General features: G+C 65.9%; 14 protein-coding genes. 12 read left to right on the top strand and 2 right to left on the bottom strand.

The genetic code is table 11. From position 1 onward, the window contains the following. Positions 1-23: 23 nt before the first annotated feature. Positions 24-851, bottom strand: a complete 828-nt coding sequence (locus ACQR1F_RS16615) for a sterol desaturase family protein (RefSeq protein ID WP_315804697.1) — start codon at positions 849-851, stop codon at positions 24-26. Between the two features lie 451 nt (positions 852-1,302). On the opposite strand from ACQR1F_RS16615, the gene ACQR1F_RS16610 reads away from it, so the two are divergent. From ACQR1F_RS16610 to ACQR1F_RS16565, 10 genes are all read left to right on the top strand, one after another. Beyond that, entirely contained in the window at positions 1,303-1,467 is a 165-nt protein-coding gene (locus ACQR1F_RS16610) for a Flp family type IVb pilin (RefSeq protein WP_231317342.1), read from the top strand. Between the two features lie 326 nt (positions 1,468-1,793). Further along, a complete protein-coding gene (locus ACQR1F_RS16605; protein WP_315734617.1) occupies positions 1,794-2,318 on the top strand; it encodes an A24 family peptidase in 525 nt (174 codons plus the stop codon). A gap of 126 nt (positions 2,319-2,444) precedes the next feature. Continuing rightward, positions 2,445-3,245: a Flp pilus assembly protein CpaB gene (gene cpaB / locus ACQR1F_RS16600; RefSeq protein ID WP_316177237.1), complete on the top strand. Its 801-nt coding sequence runs from the start codon at positions 2,445-2,447 to the stop codon at positions 3,243-3,245. 17 nt (positions 3,246-3,262) lie between these two features. Next, positions 3,263-4,744 carry a type II and III secretion system protein family protein gene (locus ACQR1F_RS16595; RefSeq protein WP_316177235.1) on the top strand — a complete coding sequence of 494 codons (1,482 nt, stop codon included), beginning with the start codon at positions 3,263-3,265 and terminating at the stop codon, positions 4,742-4,744. Between the two features lie 22 nt (positions 4,745-4,766). Further along, positions 4,767-5,507 carry a CpaD family pilus assembly protein gene (locus ACQR1F_RS16590; RefSeq protein WP_316177233.1) on the top strand — a complete coding sequence of 247 codons (741 nt, stop codon included), beginning with the start codon at positions 4,767-4,769 and terminating at the stop codon, positions 5,505-5,507. Then, the gene (locus ACQR1F_RS16585; RefSeq protein ID WP_315804695.1) at positions 5,504-6,772 is read left to right on the top strand and encodes an AAA family ATPase; all 1,269 of its coding nucleotides are present in this window, start codon (positions 5,504-5,506) and stop codon (positions 6,770-6,772) included. Before ACQR1F_RS16590 ends, ACQR1F_RS16585 begins: the two co-directional genes overlap by 4 nt. Positions 6,773-6,793: 21 nt before the next feature. Beyond that, positions 6,794-8,257 carry a CpaF family protein gene (locus ACQR1F_RS16580; protein WP_316177231.1) on the top strand — a complete coding sequence of 488 codons (1,464 nt, stop codon included), beginning with the start codon at positions 6,794-6,796 and terminating at the stop codon, positions 8,255-8,257. A gap of 11 nt (positions 8,258-8,268) precedes the next feature. After that, positions 8,269-9,243, top strand: coding sequence for a type II secretion system F family protein (locus tag ACQR1F_RS16575; protein WP_315804693.1), 975 nt, complete (start codon positions 8,269-8,271; stop codon positions 9,241-9,243). Between the two features lie 8 nt (positions 9,244-9,251). After that, positions 9,252-10,226 (top strand): type II secretion system F family protein, encoded by a 975-nt coding sequence (locus tag ACQR1F_RS16570; RefSeq protein WP_315753445.1) that lies wholly within the window; start codon positions 9,252-9,254, stop codon positions 10,224-10,226. Positions 10,227-10,310: 84 nt separating this feature from the next. After that, positions 10,311-11,552, top strand: a complete 1,242-nt coding sequence (locus ACQR1F_RS16565; RefSeq protein ID WP_434873372.1) for a Zn-dependent hydrolase — start codon at positions 10,311-10,313, stop codon at positions 11,550-11,552. Between the two features lie 25 nt (positions 11,553-11,577). Here the strand turns inward: ACQR1F_RS16565 and ACQR1F_RS16560 are convergent, their stop codons facing one another. Beyond that, positions 11,578-12,384, bottom strand: coding sequence for a tetratricopeptide repeat protein (locus ACQR1F_RS16560; protein ID WP_315804691.1), 807 nt, complete (start codon positions 12,382-12,384; stop codon positions 11,578-11,580). A 193-nt stretch (positions 12,385-12,577) separates the two neighbouring features. Here ACQR1F_RS16560 and ACQR1F_RS16555 point away from each other — a divergent pair, with 193 nt between their 5' ends. Both ACQR1F_RS16555 and ACQR1F_RS16550 read left to right on the top strand, forming a co-directional pair. After that, positions 12,578-13,960, top strand: a complete 1,383-nt coding sequence (locus tag ACQR1F_RS16555; RefSeq protein ID WP_434873373.1) for a leucyl aminopeptidase family protein — start codon at positions 12,578-12,580, stop codon at positions 13,958-13,960. Next, positions 13,953-14,792: an NlpC/P60 family protein gene (locus ACQR1F_RS16550; protein ID WP_434913479.1), complete on the top strand. Its 840-nt coding sequence runs from the start codon at positions 13,953-13,955 to the stop codon at positions 14,790-14,792. Before ACQR1F_RS16555 ends, ACQR1F_RS16550 begins: the two co-directional genes overlap by 8 nt. The last annotated feature ends 630 nt before the right edge of the window (positions 14,793-15,422 follow it).

The raw sequence follows: 15,422 nt of genomic DNA, 5'->3' as shown, positions 1-15,422 counted from the left end.
AGCTCGGGCGGTTGCAGAACACGTCATCTTCGGAACGGAAACGCGAGCTGACCGCCGAACTCACCGGGCATCGTCGCCTCGTCCTTGCCGTAGGCCATGGGCAACTGCCCCTCCGGCATCCGGAACGTGCCGAACAGGATGTCCCAGATCGGGAACGTGCCGGCGAAATTGGTGTTGCCGCCCTGCTCCATCGACGTGTGGTGCCAGCGATGGAAGACGGGCGTGGCGAGGACATATTTCAGCGGGCCCAGCGTCCAGTTGAGATTGGCGTGGACGAAGGCCGAATGGAACGTCGTGAACGGTCCAACCCAGATCATGACATTGGGCGAGATGCCGGCCATCAGGAGGATGACGTCGACCGCGATCGTGCCGAGGATCAGGTTGATGGGATGGAAGCGGGCCGCCGAAATCCACTCCAGATCTTCCGAGGAGTGGTGGACCGCGTGGTATTTCCAGAACTCGCCGCCATGGAACAGACGATGCGTCCAGTACAGCATGAAGTCGGAGAGCACGAGAAAGAGCAGCCCCTGCAGCCATTCCGGAAGCTGCGCCAGCGGGCCGTGCCCGTTCTCATAGAAGGCGATCAACTCGTCGGCGTCGCGGATCTTGAAGAGAACGCTGGCGCCGAGCACGAGAAAGCCGATGCGGAGCACCCGCGCGAAAACCGGCACGAAGAACCAGTAGACCACGTCGGTGACGAGCTCGCGCTTCTGCCACCACGGCTTGCCGGGATTGCAGGCCCAGAAGTGGCTGAGCACCGAGAACACCACTGCCAGCACCAAGGTGATCGGCAGCACCTTCTCGATGGTCTGGCCGAGCATCAGCGCGACTTCCCATGGCAGACCGGACATCACATTCCTCATCTCATGAACTGTTCCGAGGGGTACTCCTTGGCGCTTAAGGAGCCGTGAACCTCGTGGCCGGCCGAGCTGGGCTGCCGATCGGTCCAGCACGATCGACGCGGAGCCAAGGGCTCGCCGGCCAGGTCGACGGGACCATATGCCTATGGTGCGGAACGCGGCGCAGGCTCCTGCGCTGGAAACATTGGGCGCGGCAGTGGAAGCTCGCGCTCATCTTTTCAGTGAGATTGGCACAGCGCGTGCCGTGGATCATTTAGAATGATCACGGTCCGCTTCATCCTACGTTTACTCTGCACAATAACAGCCATTTGTCGCCGGGTTTCGGCGACCGAATTAACTACGCCGAAATTCCTGCCCCCTAGGGTGGCCGCATGGTCACGGTGCTGAGAACGCCGCAACGACCAGAGTTTGTTCGACCAGCCACGTGTACATGGAGTTACCTATGAAGAATCTTCTTGCTCGCTTCGTGAAGGATGAATCCGGCGCGACCGCGATCGAATACGGTCTGATCGCCGCCGGCATCTCGCTCGCGATCATTGCCGCAGTGAACGGTCTCGGCTCCAGCCTGAGCTCCAAGTTCGGCGCGATCAACACCTCGCTGAAGTAAGCGGTCGTCACGGCCGAGCAAAGAAGGCCCCGGACATCCGGGGCCTTTATCATTTCCACCTTCAGCTCCGCGGCGTTCAGTGATGCGTAACCACGTTTTGTCCGCAGCCGCGTCCCGGCCTCCGCCCAGCGGGACCGACGTCGCCTTGCGTTGGATCTGCGGCGGCCTCGGCCTGTCCATCCTCGCTCTGGCGGCCCGCATCGTCAGCGTCTGGTGAGATCGACAACCGGCCGGCCATTCCGGCCGTTTCCCGATCATTTATTTCTTGCAGCTAGACTCTGGCGCAGCGGCGCACCCATGCCCCGCGTCGATGCCATTGAGAGCCCATGACCCTCGATCTCGCGCGCCTCCTGCTGTTTCCGGCCCTGATGGCCTTTGCCGCGGCGAGCGACCTGTTCACGATGACCATTTCGAACCGGGTCTCCCTGGCGCTCGTCGCCGGCTTCCTGGTTCTGGCGCCGCTGAGCGGGATGAGCATGGCAGACATGCTGATGCATCTCGGTGCGGGCGCGACCTTGCTGGTGATTGCGTTCACGTGCTTTGCATTCGGCTGGATCGGCGGCGGTGACGCCAAGGTTGCATCCGCCGCCGCCCTGTGGTTCGGCTTCGCCCACCTGATGAACTACCTGTTGTACGCCTCGATCTTCGGCGGCGTGCTCACCCTCGCTCTCATGCAGTTCCGGCAATGGCCGTTGCCCTACATGCTGGCGGGGCAACCCTGGCTTGCACGCCTGCACGCCAAGGAGAGCGGCGTGCCCTATGGCATCGCGCTCGCCCTGGGCGCTCTGATGGTCTATCCGGAGACCGATTGGGTGAAGGCGATCGACGCTGCGCGTCTTGCATTGCTCTGAACACACCGTGTCAACGCGGTGTTAAGGCGATTTAGATACGCCTCATTAACCATGCTTTGACGAATAACTGCTCAACTCCCATCACGGCGGCGGAAACGTCGCGGCGTCATGTGGAAAGTGAAGCGTATGAATACCGCACGCATTGTGGTTCTGACCATCGCTGTAGGCGCTGGCGGCGTGGCCGCATATCTCGCGAGCGGGTCCGACGACCGGCCGGCTCAAGTCGCCGCGCCCGCGCCGCAGATGCCGACCGTCGACGTTCTCGTCGCCAAGGGCGACATTGCCCTCGGCCAATCCCTCAAGCCCGAAGATCTGCAGTGGCAGAGCTGGCCGGCGGCCACGGCCAGTTCCAGCTTCATCCGCCGCAACGAGCGGCCCGAAGGACAGACGCAGATCACCGGCACGATCGCGCGGGCGCCGTTCATTGCCGGCGAGCCCATCCGCGAACAGAAGCTCGTCAAGGCCGACGGCTCGGGCTTCATGGCCGCGATCCTGCCGGCCGGCATGCGCGCCGTGTCCACCGAGATTTCGCCGGAAACCGGCGCCGGCGGCTTCATCCTGCCGAACGATCGCGTCGACGTGATCCTGTCCAAGCGCGAACGCAATCCGGATCAGCCCAACGCGGGCGACGTCGTCAGCTCCGATATCATCCTGTCGAACATCCGCGTGCTGGCGATCGATCAGGCTCCGAAGGAAAAGGACGGCCAGACCACGGTGGTCGGCAAGACGGTCACGCTGGAGCTGAAGCCAGAACAGGCCGAGACGCTCGCGCGTGCCCGTCAAACCGGAACGCTGTCCCTGGCGCTCCGCAGCATCGCCGACGTCAACGTGGCCGAGCGCCGCACGGACGAGACCAGCCGCAAGCGCAGCGACAGCGTTGCCGTCGTCCGCTTCGGCATTCCCAGCACGATGACGACGCAGAAGTGAGCAAGAGGACCACCCAGATGACCTGCAGCGAAAATCAGCGGAAGATGCGGACCCTGCTGGTCCGCGCGCTGTCGTTTTCGGCCGCCGCTGCGCTGACCCTCAATCCGGCGATCGCGCCGGTGATCGCGGCAGACTATCGCCCGGCGACTGCAGCCGCCGCCGCGGACGGCCAGAACAATGCACGTTTCCTTGCGCTCGGCATCGGCAAGTCCGTCGTCATCGATCTGCCGCGCGATATCAAGGACGTTCTTGTTGCCGATCCGAAGATCGCGAATGCCGTCGTGCGCTCCTCTCAGCGCGCCTACATCATCGGTGCGGCGATCGGTCAGACGAATATCGTCTTCTTCGACGCGCAGGGCCAGCAGATCGCGGCCTACGACATCGCGGTCAAGCGCGACCTGAACGGCGCGCGGGCGGCGCTGAAGCAGTTGCTGCCGAATGCCGATATCCAGATCGAGGGCCTCGCCGACAGCATCGTGCTGACCGGCTCGGCGTCGAGCCAGATCGAAGCCCAGCAGGCCGGCGAACTGGCCGCCCGGCTCGCCGGCGGCGCCGACAAGGTCGTCAACTCGATCACCGTGCGCGGCCGGGACCAGGTCATGCTGAAGGTGACTGTCGCCGAGGTACAGCGCTCGGTCGTCAAGCAGCTCGGCATCGATCTCTCCGGCCAGCTCAACTACGGAACGGCTGTTATCAAATACGCGAACTCCAATCCGTTCACCGCCTACGGCAGCAATCTCGTCTCCAACAACGCCGTGACCGCGTCGTTAGGCGGAGCGACCCCGACGGTGCAGGCGACACTGCGCGCGATGGAGAACGCGGGCGTGATCCGTACGCTCGCGGAACCCAATCTGACCGCCATCTCGGGCGAGTCCGCGACCTTCATCGCCGGTGGCGAGTTTCCGGTTCCCGCCGGTTACTCCTGCGATCCGACGACCCATGTCTGTACGACGCAGATCAGCTTCAAGAAGTTCGGCATCTCGCTCAACTTCACGCCCGTCGTGCTCAGCGAGGGCCGGATCTCGATGCGGGTGATGACCGAGGTCTCCGAGCTCTCAAACGAGAATTCGATCACGCTGTCGCAAGCCGTCAGCGCGTCGACGGTCAACTCGTTGACGGTTCCCTCGATCAAGACCCGCCGCGCCGAGACCACGCTGGAGATTCCTTCCGGCGGCGCCATGGCGATGGCCGGCCTGATCCAGCAGCAGACCAAGCAGGCGATCAGCGGCATGCCGGGCCTGATGCAGCTGCCGGTCCTCGGCGCGCTGTTCCGCAGCCGCGACTACGTCAACAACCAGACCGAGCTGATGGTTCTGGTGACGCCGTTCGTCGTCCGCGCCGTGGCACAGAAGGATCTCTCCCGCCCAGACGACGGCTTTGCGGCCGCCTCCGATCCCCAGGCCGATCTCCTGGGCAGCATCAACCGCATCTACGGCGTACCCGGCCGGGTCGAACCCGGACGCAACTATCGCGGCACCTATGGCTTCATCACGGACTGAGCCGGGACAAGGACCTGCAACGATGACCACGAAACCCAGCCCCGCTCGACACCGCCGACTGCAACTTGCCGTGGCCCTGGCCGGCGCAGCGGTCCTGCTCGGCGCTTGCAACTTCCGCAGAGATCCGGCCGTCACGGCCAGCATCCCCGACGACTACCGGCTACGCCACCCGATCGCGATCCAGGAGGCCCCGGACTCCCTGGTGGTCTTCGTCGGCCAGGGCCGTGGCGGCCTGACGGCCGAGCAGCGCGCCGACGTGATGGGACTGGCCCAGAGCTGGATTCGCCAAGGCACGGGCGCGATCAGCGCCGACGTGCCGAGCGGCACCCCCAACGCACGGGCGGCCGCCGACTCGATGCGGGAGATCCACTCCCTGCTGGCCGCCGCCGGAGTCCCGCCGCACGGCATCACCGTACGCAACTATCAGCCGAAGGACCCGCGCCAGATGGCCGCGATCCGGCTGAGCTATCCAAAACTGTCGGCCACGGCGGGGCCCTGCGGGCTCTGGCCGGACGACCTCGGGCCGTCGATCAAGAACAAGAACTGGTTCGACAACAAGCCTGACTGGAACTACGGCTGCGCCTACCAGCGCAACATGGCGGCAATGGTCGCAAACCCGTCGGATCTCGTGCAGCCGCGATCCGAAACGCCGTCCTATACCACCCGGCGCACGGCGTTATTCGACAAATATCGCAAGGGACAATCAACCGCGATCACGTATCCAGAGGCCGACAAGGCCAAACTCAGCGACACAGGCAAATGATCAGCTACGCCCGACAGACCCAAGAGGAGCAGCCTGACGTCGTGCCGCCGCCGGCCGACGATCACATCGCGCCCGCGCCGCGCGTGTCCGTGCAGGCGTTCTGTGAGACGGTGGAAACCGCCGCCACGGTTCAGGCCGCCGGTGAGGACCGGCGTCTCGGCAAGGCCCATCTGAAGGTTCAGATGGGCGGCATGGCGGCGGCGATCGAGGCCTACCGGTCTGCCCCGACCCCGAACGTCATCATCCTGGAGACGGATGCGCGCACCGACATCCTGGCCGGCCTGGATCAGCTCGCTACGGTTTGCGACCCCGGCACGCGCGTCGTCGTGATCGGCCGCGTCAACGACGTCACGCTGTATCGCGAGCTGGTTCGTCGTGGCGTCAGCGACTATGTGCTGTCGCCGGTGACGCCGATCGACGTCGTCCGCTCGATCTGCAACCTGTTCTCGGCGCCGGAAGCCAAGGCTGTCGGACGGATCATTGCCGTCGTCGGCGCCAAGGGCGGCGTCGGAGCCTCGACCCTAGCCCATAACATCGCCTGGGCGATCGCGCGCGACCTGGCGATGGACTCCGTGGTGGCAGATCTTGATTTGGCGTTCGGCACCGCCGGCCTCGACTACAACCAGGATCCTGCGCAGGGCATCGCGGACGCCGTGTTCTCACCGGACCGGATCGACATCGCCTTCATGGACCGGCTGTTGTCGAAATGCACCGATCATCTGAGCCTGCTGGCCGCGCCTGCGACGCTCGACCGGGTCTATGATTTCGGCGCTGAGGCATTCGATGCGGTGTTCGACACGCTGCGGGCCTCGATGCCCTGCATCGTGCTCGATGTTCCGCATCAATGGGCAGGCTGGACCAAGCGGGCGCTGATCTCCGCGGACGACATCCTGATCGTCGCGGCGCCGGATCTCGCCTCGCTGCGCAACACCAAGAACATGTTCGATCTCCTCAAGGCCGCCCGGCCGAACGATCGCATGCCGCTCTACTGCTTGAACCAGGTCGGCGTTCCCAAGCGACCCGAGATCAATGCGAGCGAGTTCGCCAAGGCGATCGAAAGCCCGCCGATCGCAACGATCCCGTTCGAGCCGCAGATCTTCGGCGCGGCCGCCAACAACGGCCAGATGATTGCGGAAATGTCTCCCAGCCATCGGACGACGGAGATGTTTCTCCAGATCGCGCAGCGGCTCACCGGCCGCAGCGAGACAAAGAAGCCGAAAGGCTCCTTCCTGTCGCCTCTGCTGGACAAGCTGAGGGCGAAGTAAGCACGCGTGGAGTTCTAAGTCGTGTTTGGTAAGCGTAGCGGATTGGACAACGATACCAGGGCCCTCAGGCCGGCCGCGCCGGCGCCCGAGCCGGCGCCGGCTGCGCCACGCGCGGCGGCTCCGGCCGTGCCGTCGCCACCTCTGGCTCCGACCCGGCAGGCTCCGCCGCCGCCGCCACCGGTTGTCGAGGCCCGGCGCTCGGACAGTTACTATCAGGTCAAGGCGACGATCTTCGGAGCGCTGATCGAAGCGATCGATCTCGCTCAGCTGGCCAAGCTCGACGGCGAATCCGCGCGCGAGGAAATCCGCGACATCGTCAACGAGATCATCGCGATCAAGAATATCGTGATGTCGATCGCCGAGCAGGAAGAGCTGCTCGACGATATCTGCAACGACGTGCTCGGCTATGGCCCGCTGGAGCCGCTGCTGTCGCGCGACGACATCGCCGACATCATGGTCAACGGCGCCGGCACGGTCTTCATCGAAGTCAACGGCAAGATCCAGCGCACGGGCATCCGGTTCCGCGACAACCAGCAGCTCCTGAACATCTGCCAGCGCATCGTCAGCCAGGTCGGCCGCCGCGTCGACGAATCCTCGCCGATCTGCGACGCGCGTCTCGCCGACGGCTCGCGCGTCAACGCCATCGTTCCGCCGCTGGCGATCGACGGCCCCGCGCTCACCATTCGTAAGTTCAAGAAGGACAAGCTGACCCTCGATCAGCTGGTCAAGTTCGGCGCGATTTCGCCGGAGGGCGCGGAGATCCTGCAGATCATCGGTCGCGTCCGCTGCAACGTGCTGATCTCCGGCGGTACCGGTTCGGGCAAGACCACGTTGTTGAACTGTCTGACCAACTACATCGATCACGACGAGCGCGTCATCACCTGCGAGGACGCCGCCGAACTCCAGCTGCAGCAGCCGCACGTGGTTCGCCTCGAAACCCGCCCGCCCAACATCGAAGGCGAAGGCCAGGTGACCATGCGTGAGCTGGTGAGAAACTGCCTGCGTATGCGGCCCGAACGCATCATCGTCGGCGAGGTCCGCGGCCCCGAGGCATTCGACCTGCTGCAGGCCATGAACACCGGTCACGACGGATCGATGGGCACGCTGCACGCCAACAACCCGCGCGAAGCGTTGTCCCGCTGCGAATCCATGATCACAATGGGCGGCTTCTCGCTGCCGTCGCGGACCATCCGTGAGATGATCTGCGCCTCGATCGACGTCATCGTCCAGGCGGCGCGCCTGCGCGACGGCTCCCGCCGCATCACGCACATCACCGAGGTGATGGGCATGGAAGGCGACACCATCATCACCCAGGACATCTTCCTCTACGACATGATCGGCGAGGACGCGAACGGCAAGATCATCGGGCGCCACCGCTCGACCGGAATCGGCCGGCCGCGGTTCTGGGAGCGCGCGCGCTACTACGGCGAAGAGAAGCGGCTTGCGGCTGCGCTCGACGCCGCCGAAGTCGCGAGCAAGGACTGAGGAGAGACCCCATGAAGCTGCAGGCTCTCGCCCTTGCCTTCCTCGCCGCCACCGCGATCGGCGGCATCGCCTGGGTGTTCCTCTACCCCCTGCTGTCTGGCGAGCGGAAGGCCGAGCAACGGCGCAGCACCGTCGCCAAGTCCGAACCGGTGGTCCGCCAGGCCGAACGCAGTCAGCGCTCGCGCCGCGAGCAGGTCGAATCCTCGCTGAAGGACCTCGAAGCGAAGGCCCAGAAGCAGAGCAAAGTCCCGCTGAACATGCGGATTTCGCAGGCTGGGCTCGACTGGACCGTGCAGAAATTCTGGATCGTTTCCGGTGTCCTCGGCTTCGTCGTCTGCGCCGTTGCCTTCTTCGCCGGCGGCGGCCCGCTCGGCGCGCTCGGGCTTGGCTTCGCCGCCGGTCTCGGTCTGCCGCGCTGGATCCTCGGCTACCTCAAGAAGCGGCGCGAGAAGAAATTCCTGGCGGCATTGCCGGACGCCGTCGACGTGATCGTGCGCGGCATCAAGGCCGGCCTGCCGCTGTTCGAATCCATCAAGGTCGTCGCCGCCGACGCGCCGGAGCCTTTGCGCAGCGAGTTCCTCGGGATCATCGAGACCCAGGCGATCGGCATGCCGCTCGGCGAGGCTTGTGCGCGGCTCTATGAACGGATGCCGCTTCCCGAAGCCAACTTCTTCGGCATCGTCATCGCGATCCAGCAGAAGTCGGGCGGCAATCTCTCCGAGGCGCTCGGCAACCTCTCGAAGGTGCTGCGCGACCGCAAGAAGATGAGCGAGAAGATCCAGGCGATGTCGATGGAGGCCAAGGCGTCCGCGGGCATCATCGGATCGCTGCCGCCGATCGTGATGCTGCTGGTCTATCTGAGCACGCCCGAGTACATCTCGTTGCTCTGGACCCATCCGACCGGCCAGCTGATGCTGGTCGGCTGCGTGATCTGGATGTCGATGGGCATCCTGGTCATGAAGAAGATGATCAATTTCGATTTCTGAGGTGGACCATGGTCGACATTCTGGTCTCCAAGCTGCACGACCCGCACTTCATGACGATGTTCTTCGCCGCCATCGCGGCGACGGCCACCGTCTATACGCTGATCATGCCGCTGTTCGCAGGCGAGAACCTGAACAAGCGCATGAAGGCGGTCGCCAGCGAACGCGAGCGGATCAAGCAGCGCGAGCGCGAGCGGTTGAACGCCGGCGAGAAGGTCTCGCTGCGGCAGACGCCGAAGCAGCTCATCTCTCGCGTGGTGGAGGATTTCAACCTCACCAAATGGCTCGCCCAGGAGGCGGCCCGCGAGAAGCTCATCATGGCGGGCTACCGCGGCCAGGCGCCCTACATCACCTTCCTGTTCGCACGCCTGGTGACGCCGCTGGTGCTGTTCGTCGGGTCCGTGCTGTACGTCTTCGTGATCGCGCATCTGCAGAAGTCGATGCCGGTCAAGATCGGCATCTGCGTCGGCATGGCCTATCTCGGCCTGCAGGCGCCGATGCTGTTCCTCAGCAATGCGATCTCCAAGCGCCAGCTGTCGATCAAGCGCGCGTTTCCCGACGCGCTCGACCTGCTGCTGATCTGCATCGAATCCGGCATGTCCATCGAAGCCGCCTTCCGCAGGGTTGCCATCGAAATCTCGAGCCAGTCGATCGCATTGTCGGAGGAGTTCACGCTGACCACCGCGGAGCTCTCCTATCTGCAGGACCGCAAGGTCGCCTATGAGAACCTCGCCCGCCGCACCGGCCTCGAGGGCGTGAAGTCGGTCTGCCTCGCGCTCCAGCAATCGGAGCGCTACGGCACCCCGCTCGGGCAATCGCTGCGCGTGATGGCGCAGGAAAATCGCGACATGCGCATGAACGAGGCCGAGAAGAAGGCCGCGGCGCTGCCGCCGAAGCTGACGGTGCCGATGATCCTGTTCTTCCTGCCGGTGCTGTTCGTGGTCATTCTGGGACCGACCGGCATCAAGGTCGCAGCCATGCAGTAGACGTAGACCGCTCGCGAGAAATTTCGCTTGCGGTCAGGGCTCTACCCTGGAAGCTAGGCGGAGCATGATCGAGGTCTCCGCCTGATGTCCGACAAGCTCCGCCGCGCCGACGGCGCCCGCGTCCTGGCCGATCTGAACGCACTGCGCGCCTTCGGCACCTACAAGACCGGCGTGCACCGGCCGACCTTCTCCGACGCCCATCGTCAATCGCTCGCTTGGCTCGCCGAGCGCCTGCCCGATGCGCAGCTGACGCCTGATATCGACGGCATCGGCAACGTGCTGGGCACCAGCGCCAAGCCCGGCCCCAAGCTGCTGGCCGGATCGCATCTGGAGAGCCAGAATCAGGCTGGCTGGCTCGACGGCCCGCTCGGCGTCGTCTACGCGCTGGAGGCGGCGCGCGTGCTCAATCCCGATCCGTCTATTGTCGGTGCGGTGGAGGTCGCCTCCTGGTGCGACGAGGAGGGCCATTTCGGCAGCATGCTCGGCAGCCGCTCCTATGTCGGCGACGTCAGCGAGGCCGAAATCGATGCTGCCCGCGACCGCAGCAGCCCGCGCACGCTGCGGGAGGCGCTTGCCGAGATGGGCCTTGCCGGACGGCCGCGCCTGCAGGCCGAGCCCGGCCGGCATATCGGCTATCTCGAAGCTCATATCGAGCAGGGCGACACGCTCGAGGCGGGCGAGCTCAAGATCGGCGTCGTCACCTCGATCGTCGGCATCTGGCAATACCGCATCACCTTCACCGGCGAGCAGAACCATGCCGGCACGACGCGGATGGCGGTGCGCAAGGATGCCGGGCTCGCGCTCGCCAAGTTCTGCGTCGCCATCGACGCGCGCTTTCCGGCCGCCTGCGGCCCGCGCACGGTGTGGACCACGGGACGCATCACGCTCGATCCGGGCGCACCGAGCATCATCCCCGGCCAGGCCGAGATGCTGTTCCAGATCCGCGACGACAATGCCGCCGTGGTCGACCGGCTCGAAGAGCTGCTGCGCGAGATGGCTGCGCAGGCTTCAGACGCAGGTCCCTGCCATGTCGCCGTCGAGCGCATCCGTACCGGCGCGCCAGCCATGATGGACGGCACGTTCCAGGATGCGGTCGAGGCCGCCAGCCGCGATCTCGCCGCCGGCAGGTCGCTGCGGATGCCGAGCGGCGCCGGACACGACGCGCAGGTGCTCGCGACCATCATGCCGGCCGGCATGCTGTTCGTGCCGTCGATCGGCGGCATCAGCCATCACTGGACCGAGAACACCGCCGATGCCGACATCGTCACCGGCGCCGACGTGTTCGTCGATACCTGCCGCCGCCTGCTGGCGGGCGCCACACGATAAGGCCCGCCATCAGCGAGGCACGTCGTCAGTCCGGCGGATTGAGCGCGGCCATCGGCGCCGCGTTGCGCGCCTTGCCCTTGCTTTGGCTCTGCCCCTGGATCATCTGCTTCAGGTAGGCGACGTTGGCGGCGGCCTCGTCCGGCGGCAGATCGGCCCGCGCGATCTGCTCGGCCTCCGCGAAGCGTCCCTGCAGGCCGACGACGAGCGCGAGATTCTGGCGCACCCGCGCGTCCGCCCGCTGCGAGCCGTAGGCCTGGCGCAGCACCTCCTCGGCCTTCGGCAGCTCCCGCGTCAGCATGTAGGACAGGCCGAGATTGGAGAGCACCGAGGGCTCGCCGGGCACGATCTTCAGCGCGCTGTCGTAATAGCGACGCGCCTCCTCGTGGCGGCCCATCTGGTCCAGCGCGGTGCCCTGCACCGACAGCAGCTTCCAATCGGGATTGTCGGGCGAATGCGCGCGCGACAGCACGTCGAATGCGAGCTTGAAATTGCCGTTGTCGGCCAGCGCTCGGCCATAGGCCGCGAGCACGGTCTTGTTGCCGGCGTTGGCGAGCGTGGCCTGCTCCAGCACCGCAACCGCCTGCTCACGCTGGCCGTTGTTGCGCAGTGCCTGGCCATAGGCGACGGCAATGGCCGCATCCTTGGGATTGGCGCGGTAGCGCTCGCCATAGACCTCGACCGCGCGCTGCGGGGTCGCGGGCGGCGGCTCGGCGCGACTGCCTAGCGAGCCCGTGACGTCGGACATGGTCTGGCAGCCGCCGAGTCCCGCAGCGACGAGCGCGGCGAAGGCGACGGACGCGAGGAGCCGGGGAATGGAAGGCGGTTGACGCATGTCACTTGGACTCGACCGGGCGAATTGAACGCGCCAGCAATAAACTGTTAACGCTAACAGCCGGTTAATGGCGCGATCCCGGCGCAGACGTCACATTTGCGTCGGCTTGCGGGCGAGGCGCCCGGCGCGATTGCGGCGGCCTTCAAACTCTGCGAAGTCTGGCTCAAGCGCGCCAGTTAGGGAACCATTAGGCATGCCGTCGATGTTCGAGACCGCCTCCACAACGTCCGCCATCCCGATCACCTTCGTGACGAAGGCGAGCTGGCCGGGGATCAAGGAGAGCCTGTCGGCTGAAGCGCGCAACTTCGCCGAGGCCAACGTCTACACCGCCAAGCCCGGCAGCTATCTGGCGCTGCCCGGCGCGGACGGGCGCATCGCTCAGGTGCTGTTCGGCATCGAGGACGACGACGCCAAGCACCGTGACCTGTTCCGGCCGGGCGCCCTGCCCGGCCTGCTGCCCGCCGGCACCTACCGCTTCGCCAATGCGCCGCATGATGCACGGCTCGCCGCGCTGGCGTTTGCGCTCGGCAGCTACCGCTTCGGCCGCTACCGCAAGGCCGAGACGCCGGAGGTCCGCCTCGTTCCGCCGGACGGCGTCGACGCCGCCGAGCTGAGCCGCCTGGCCGACGCGGCGACATTGGCGCGCGACCTCGTCAACACGCCGTCGAACGACATGGGACCCGAGGAGCTCGAGGCCGCCGCGAAGCAGGTCGCCGACCGCTTCGGCGCACGCTTCACCAGCATCGTCGGCGACGATCTGCTGGAGCAGAACCATCCGCTGATCCACGCCGTCGGCCGCGCCTCGACGCGCGCGCCGCGGCTGATCGAGCTGGTTTGGGGCGACGCATCGCATCCCAAGGTCACGCTGGTCGGCAAGGGCGTCTGCTTCGACACCGGCGGGCTCGACCTGAAGCCGTCGAGCAGCATGCTGCTGATGAAGAAGGACATGGGCGGCGCCGCCAATGTGCTGGCGCTGGCGCAGATGGTGATGGACGCCGGGCTCAAGCTGCATCTGCGCGTGCTGATTCCGGCGGTCGAGAACGCGGTCGCCGGCAACGCCTTCCGTCCGATGGACGTGTTTCCGTCGCGCAAGGGCATCACGGTCGAGATCGGCAACACCGATGCCGAGGGCCGGCTGGTCCTGGCCGATGCGCTGGCGCTGGCCGACGAGGACAAGCCGGACCTGCTGATCGACATGGGCACCTTGACCGGCGCGGCCCGGGTCGCGCTCGGTCCCGATCTGCCGCCGTTCTACACCCAGGACGAGGCGCTCGCCGCCGATGTCGCGCGCTGCGCTGCCGCCGAGAACGATCCGCTGTGGCGGATGCCGCTGTGGGCGCCGTATGACTCGTGGCTCGACTCCAAGGTCGCGACCATCAACAATGCGCCTTCGGGCGGCTTCGCCGGGTCGATCACCTGCGCGCTGTTCCTGCAACGCTTCGTCGAGCACGCCAGGAGCTGGCTGCATCTCGACATCTTCGCCTGGACGCCGTCGGCCAAGCCCGGCCGCCCCGAGGGCGGCGAGTGCCAGGCCGCGCGCGCGCTCTACAAGCTCTTGAGCGAGCGCTATGGCTGATCCGAGGCTCACGCCGGCACGCGGCGATATCGCGGCCAGGCATCTCCAGGGACAGGTGACGGCTGCGCGCTTCGTCGACGGCGAGACCCTCGTCGTCGTCGATCCGATCGCGCCACTGCGGCTGCAGCCGCATTCCGGCGCCGAGCAGGCGACGCAGGCGCTGAAGGGCGAGCGCGTCACGATCTACGATCGTGATGGCGAGGGATGGGCGTGGGGCCAGCTCGCAAGCGACGGCTATGTCGGCTGGCTGCCGGAGGCGTCGCTCGCGGCCCCCTCGGCCGCGCCGACGCGCCGGATCAGCGCGCTCCGCAGCTTCGCCTTCCCCGGGCCATCCATCAAACTGCCGCCGGTCGAGACGCTGCTGATGGGATCGACCATCGCGGTGGTCCGCGACGAGGCGAGCTTCGTCGTGACGGCCGAGGGCTGGTTCATCCCGAAGCAGCACGTCGCCGGTCTCGACCATGTCGAGCCGGACTACGTCGCCATCGCCGAGCGCTTCGTCGGCACGCCCTACCTCTGGGGCGGCAAGAGCAGCCTCGGCATCGACTGCTCCGGGCTGGTGCAGGTGTCCTTGAATGCTGCCGGCGTGGCATGCCCGCGAGACAGCGACATGCAGCTGGCGGCGCTCGGACGCGTGCTCGCTGACGATGAGCAGCCGGCTCGCGGCGATCTCATCTTCTGGAAAGGCCACGTCGCGATCATCAGCGATGCCGACACGATCGTGCACGCCAACGCGTTCCACATGGCCACGCAGATCGAGCCGATCGACGAGGCGATTGCCCGCATCAAGGCGAGCGGCAGCGACGCGCTCGCGATCAAGCGGCTGGATTGATGACGGCGAAACGAGCTCATCACGTCAATATGTCGCGATCGCGCGACGAGTCGCGATGCTAGTGACTGCGCCCTCGCCCCTTGTGGGAGAGGGCATGTAGGACGGAGCTGCAAGCGAGGTCGGGTGAGGGGTCTGTATCTACGAGTGCGATCGCGGAGAGATACCCTTCACCCGACCGAGTACGTAGATCCGCCGAACATGCCCTCTCCCACAAGGGGCGATGGCGCAGTCATGAGCAGCGTGCCGAGAGCACCGGTATTGCTGCATCTGCGCGTGCAATGGCGCGTTGCCCGCCGATGCGAGCGTTGCGTCGGATTCACATCTCAAACAGCATGGCGACAAGCGTCAGCACTCTCGCGGCCTCACTGGCCCGAGCTCTGCGACATTCATCCGCCCTCGAAAAATGAGAGGGCGCAGGGAAGGCCGGGTGCCGAGCGCACCCGTGGTTGCGTGCAAGAAAGCACGCGGTAGTCACCACAGGTACGGGCCGAACATCCGGCCTCCCCTGCGCGATGGGCTGCGTCTTATACGTGCTCTCCCCAGGGACCGGCGTTCTTGCCCCTGTCGGCCACGGGCTCATCGACCCGCAACCTTGACGCCAGCATCGGGGCGCCAGGACCACACGACTTC

The organism is Bradyrhizobium sp. HKCCYLS3013, from assembly GCF_051167615.1.
Lineage (GTDB): Bacteria > Pseudomonadota > Alphaproteobacteria > Rhizobiales > Xanthobacteraceae > Bradyrhizobium.
This window is presented reverse-complemented; position numbering and strand designations above follow the sequence as displayed.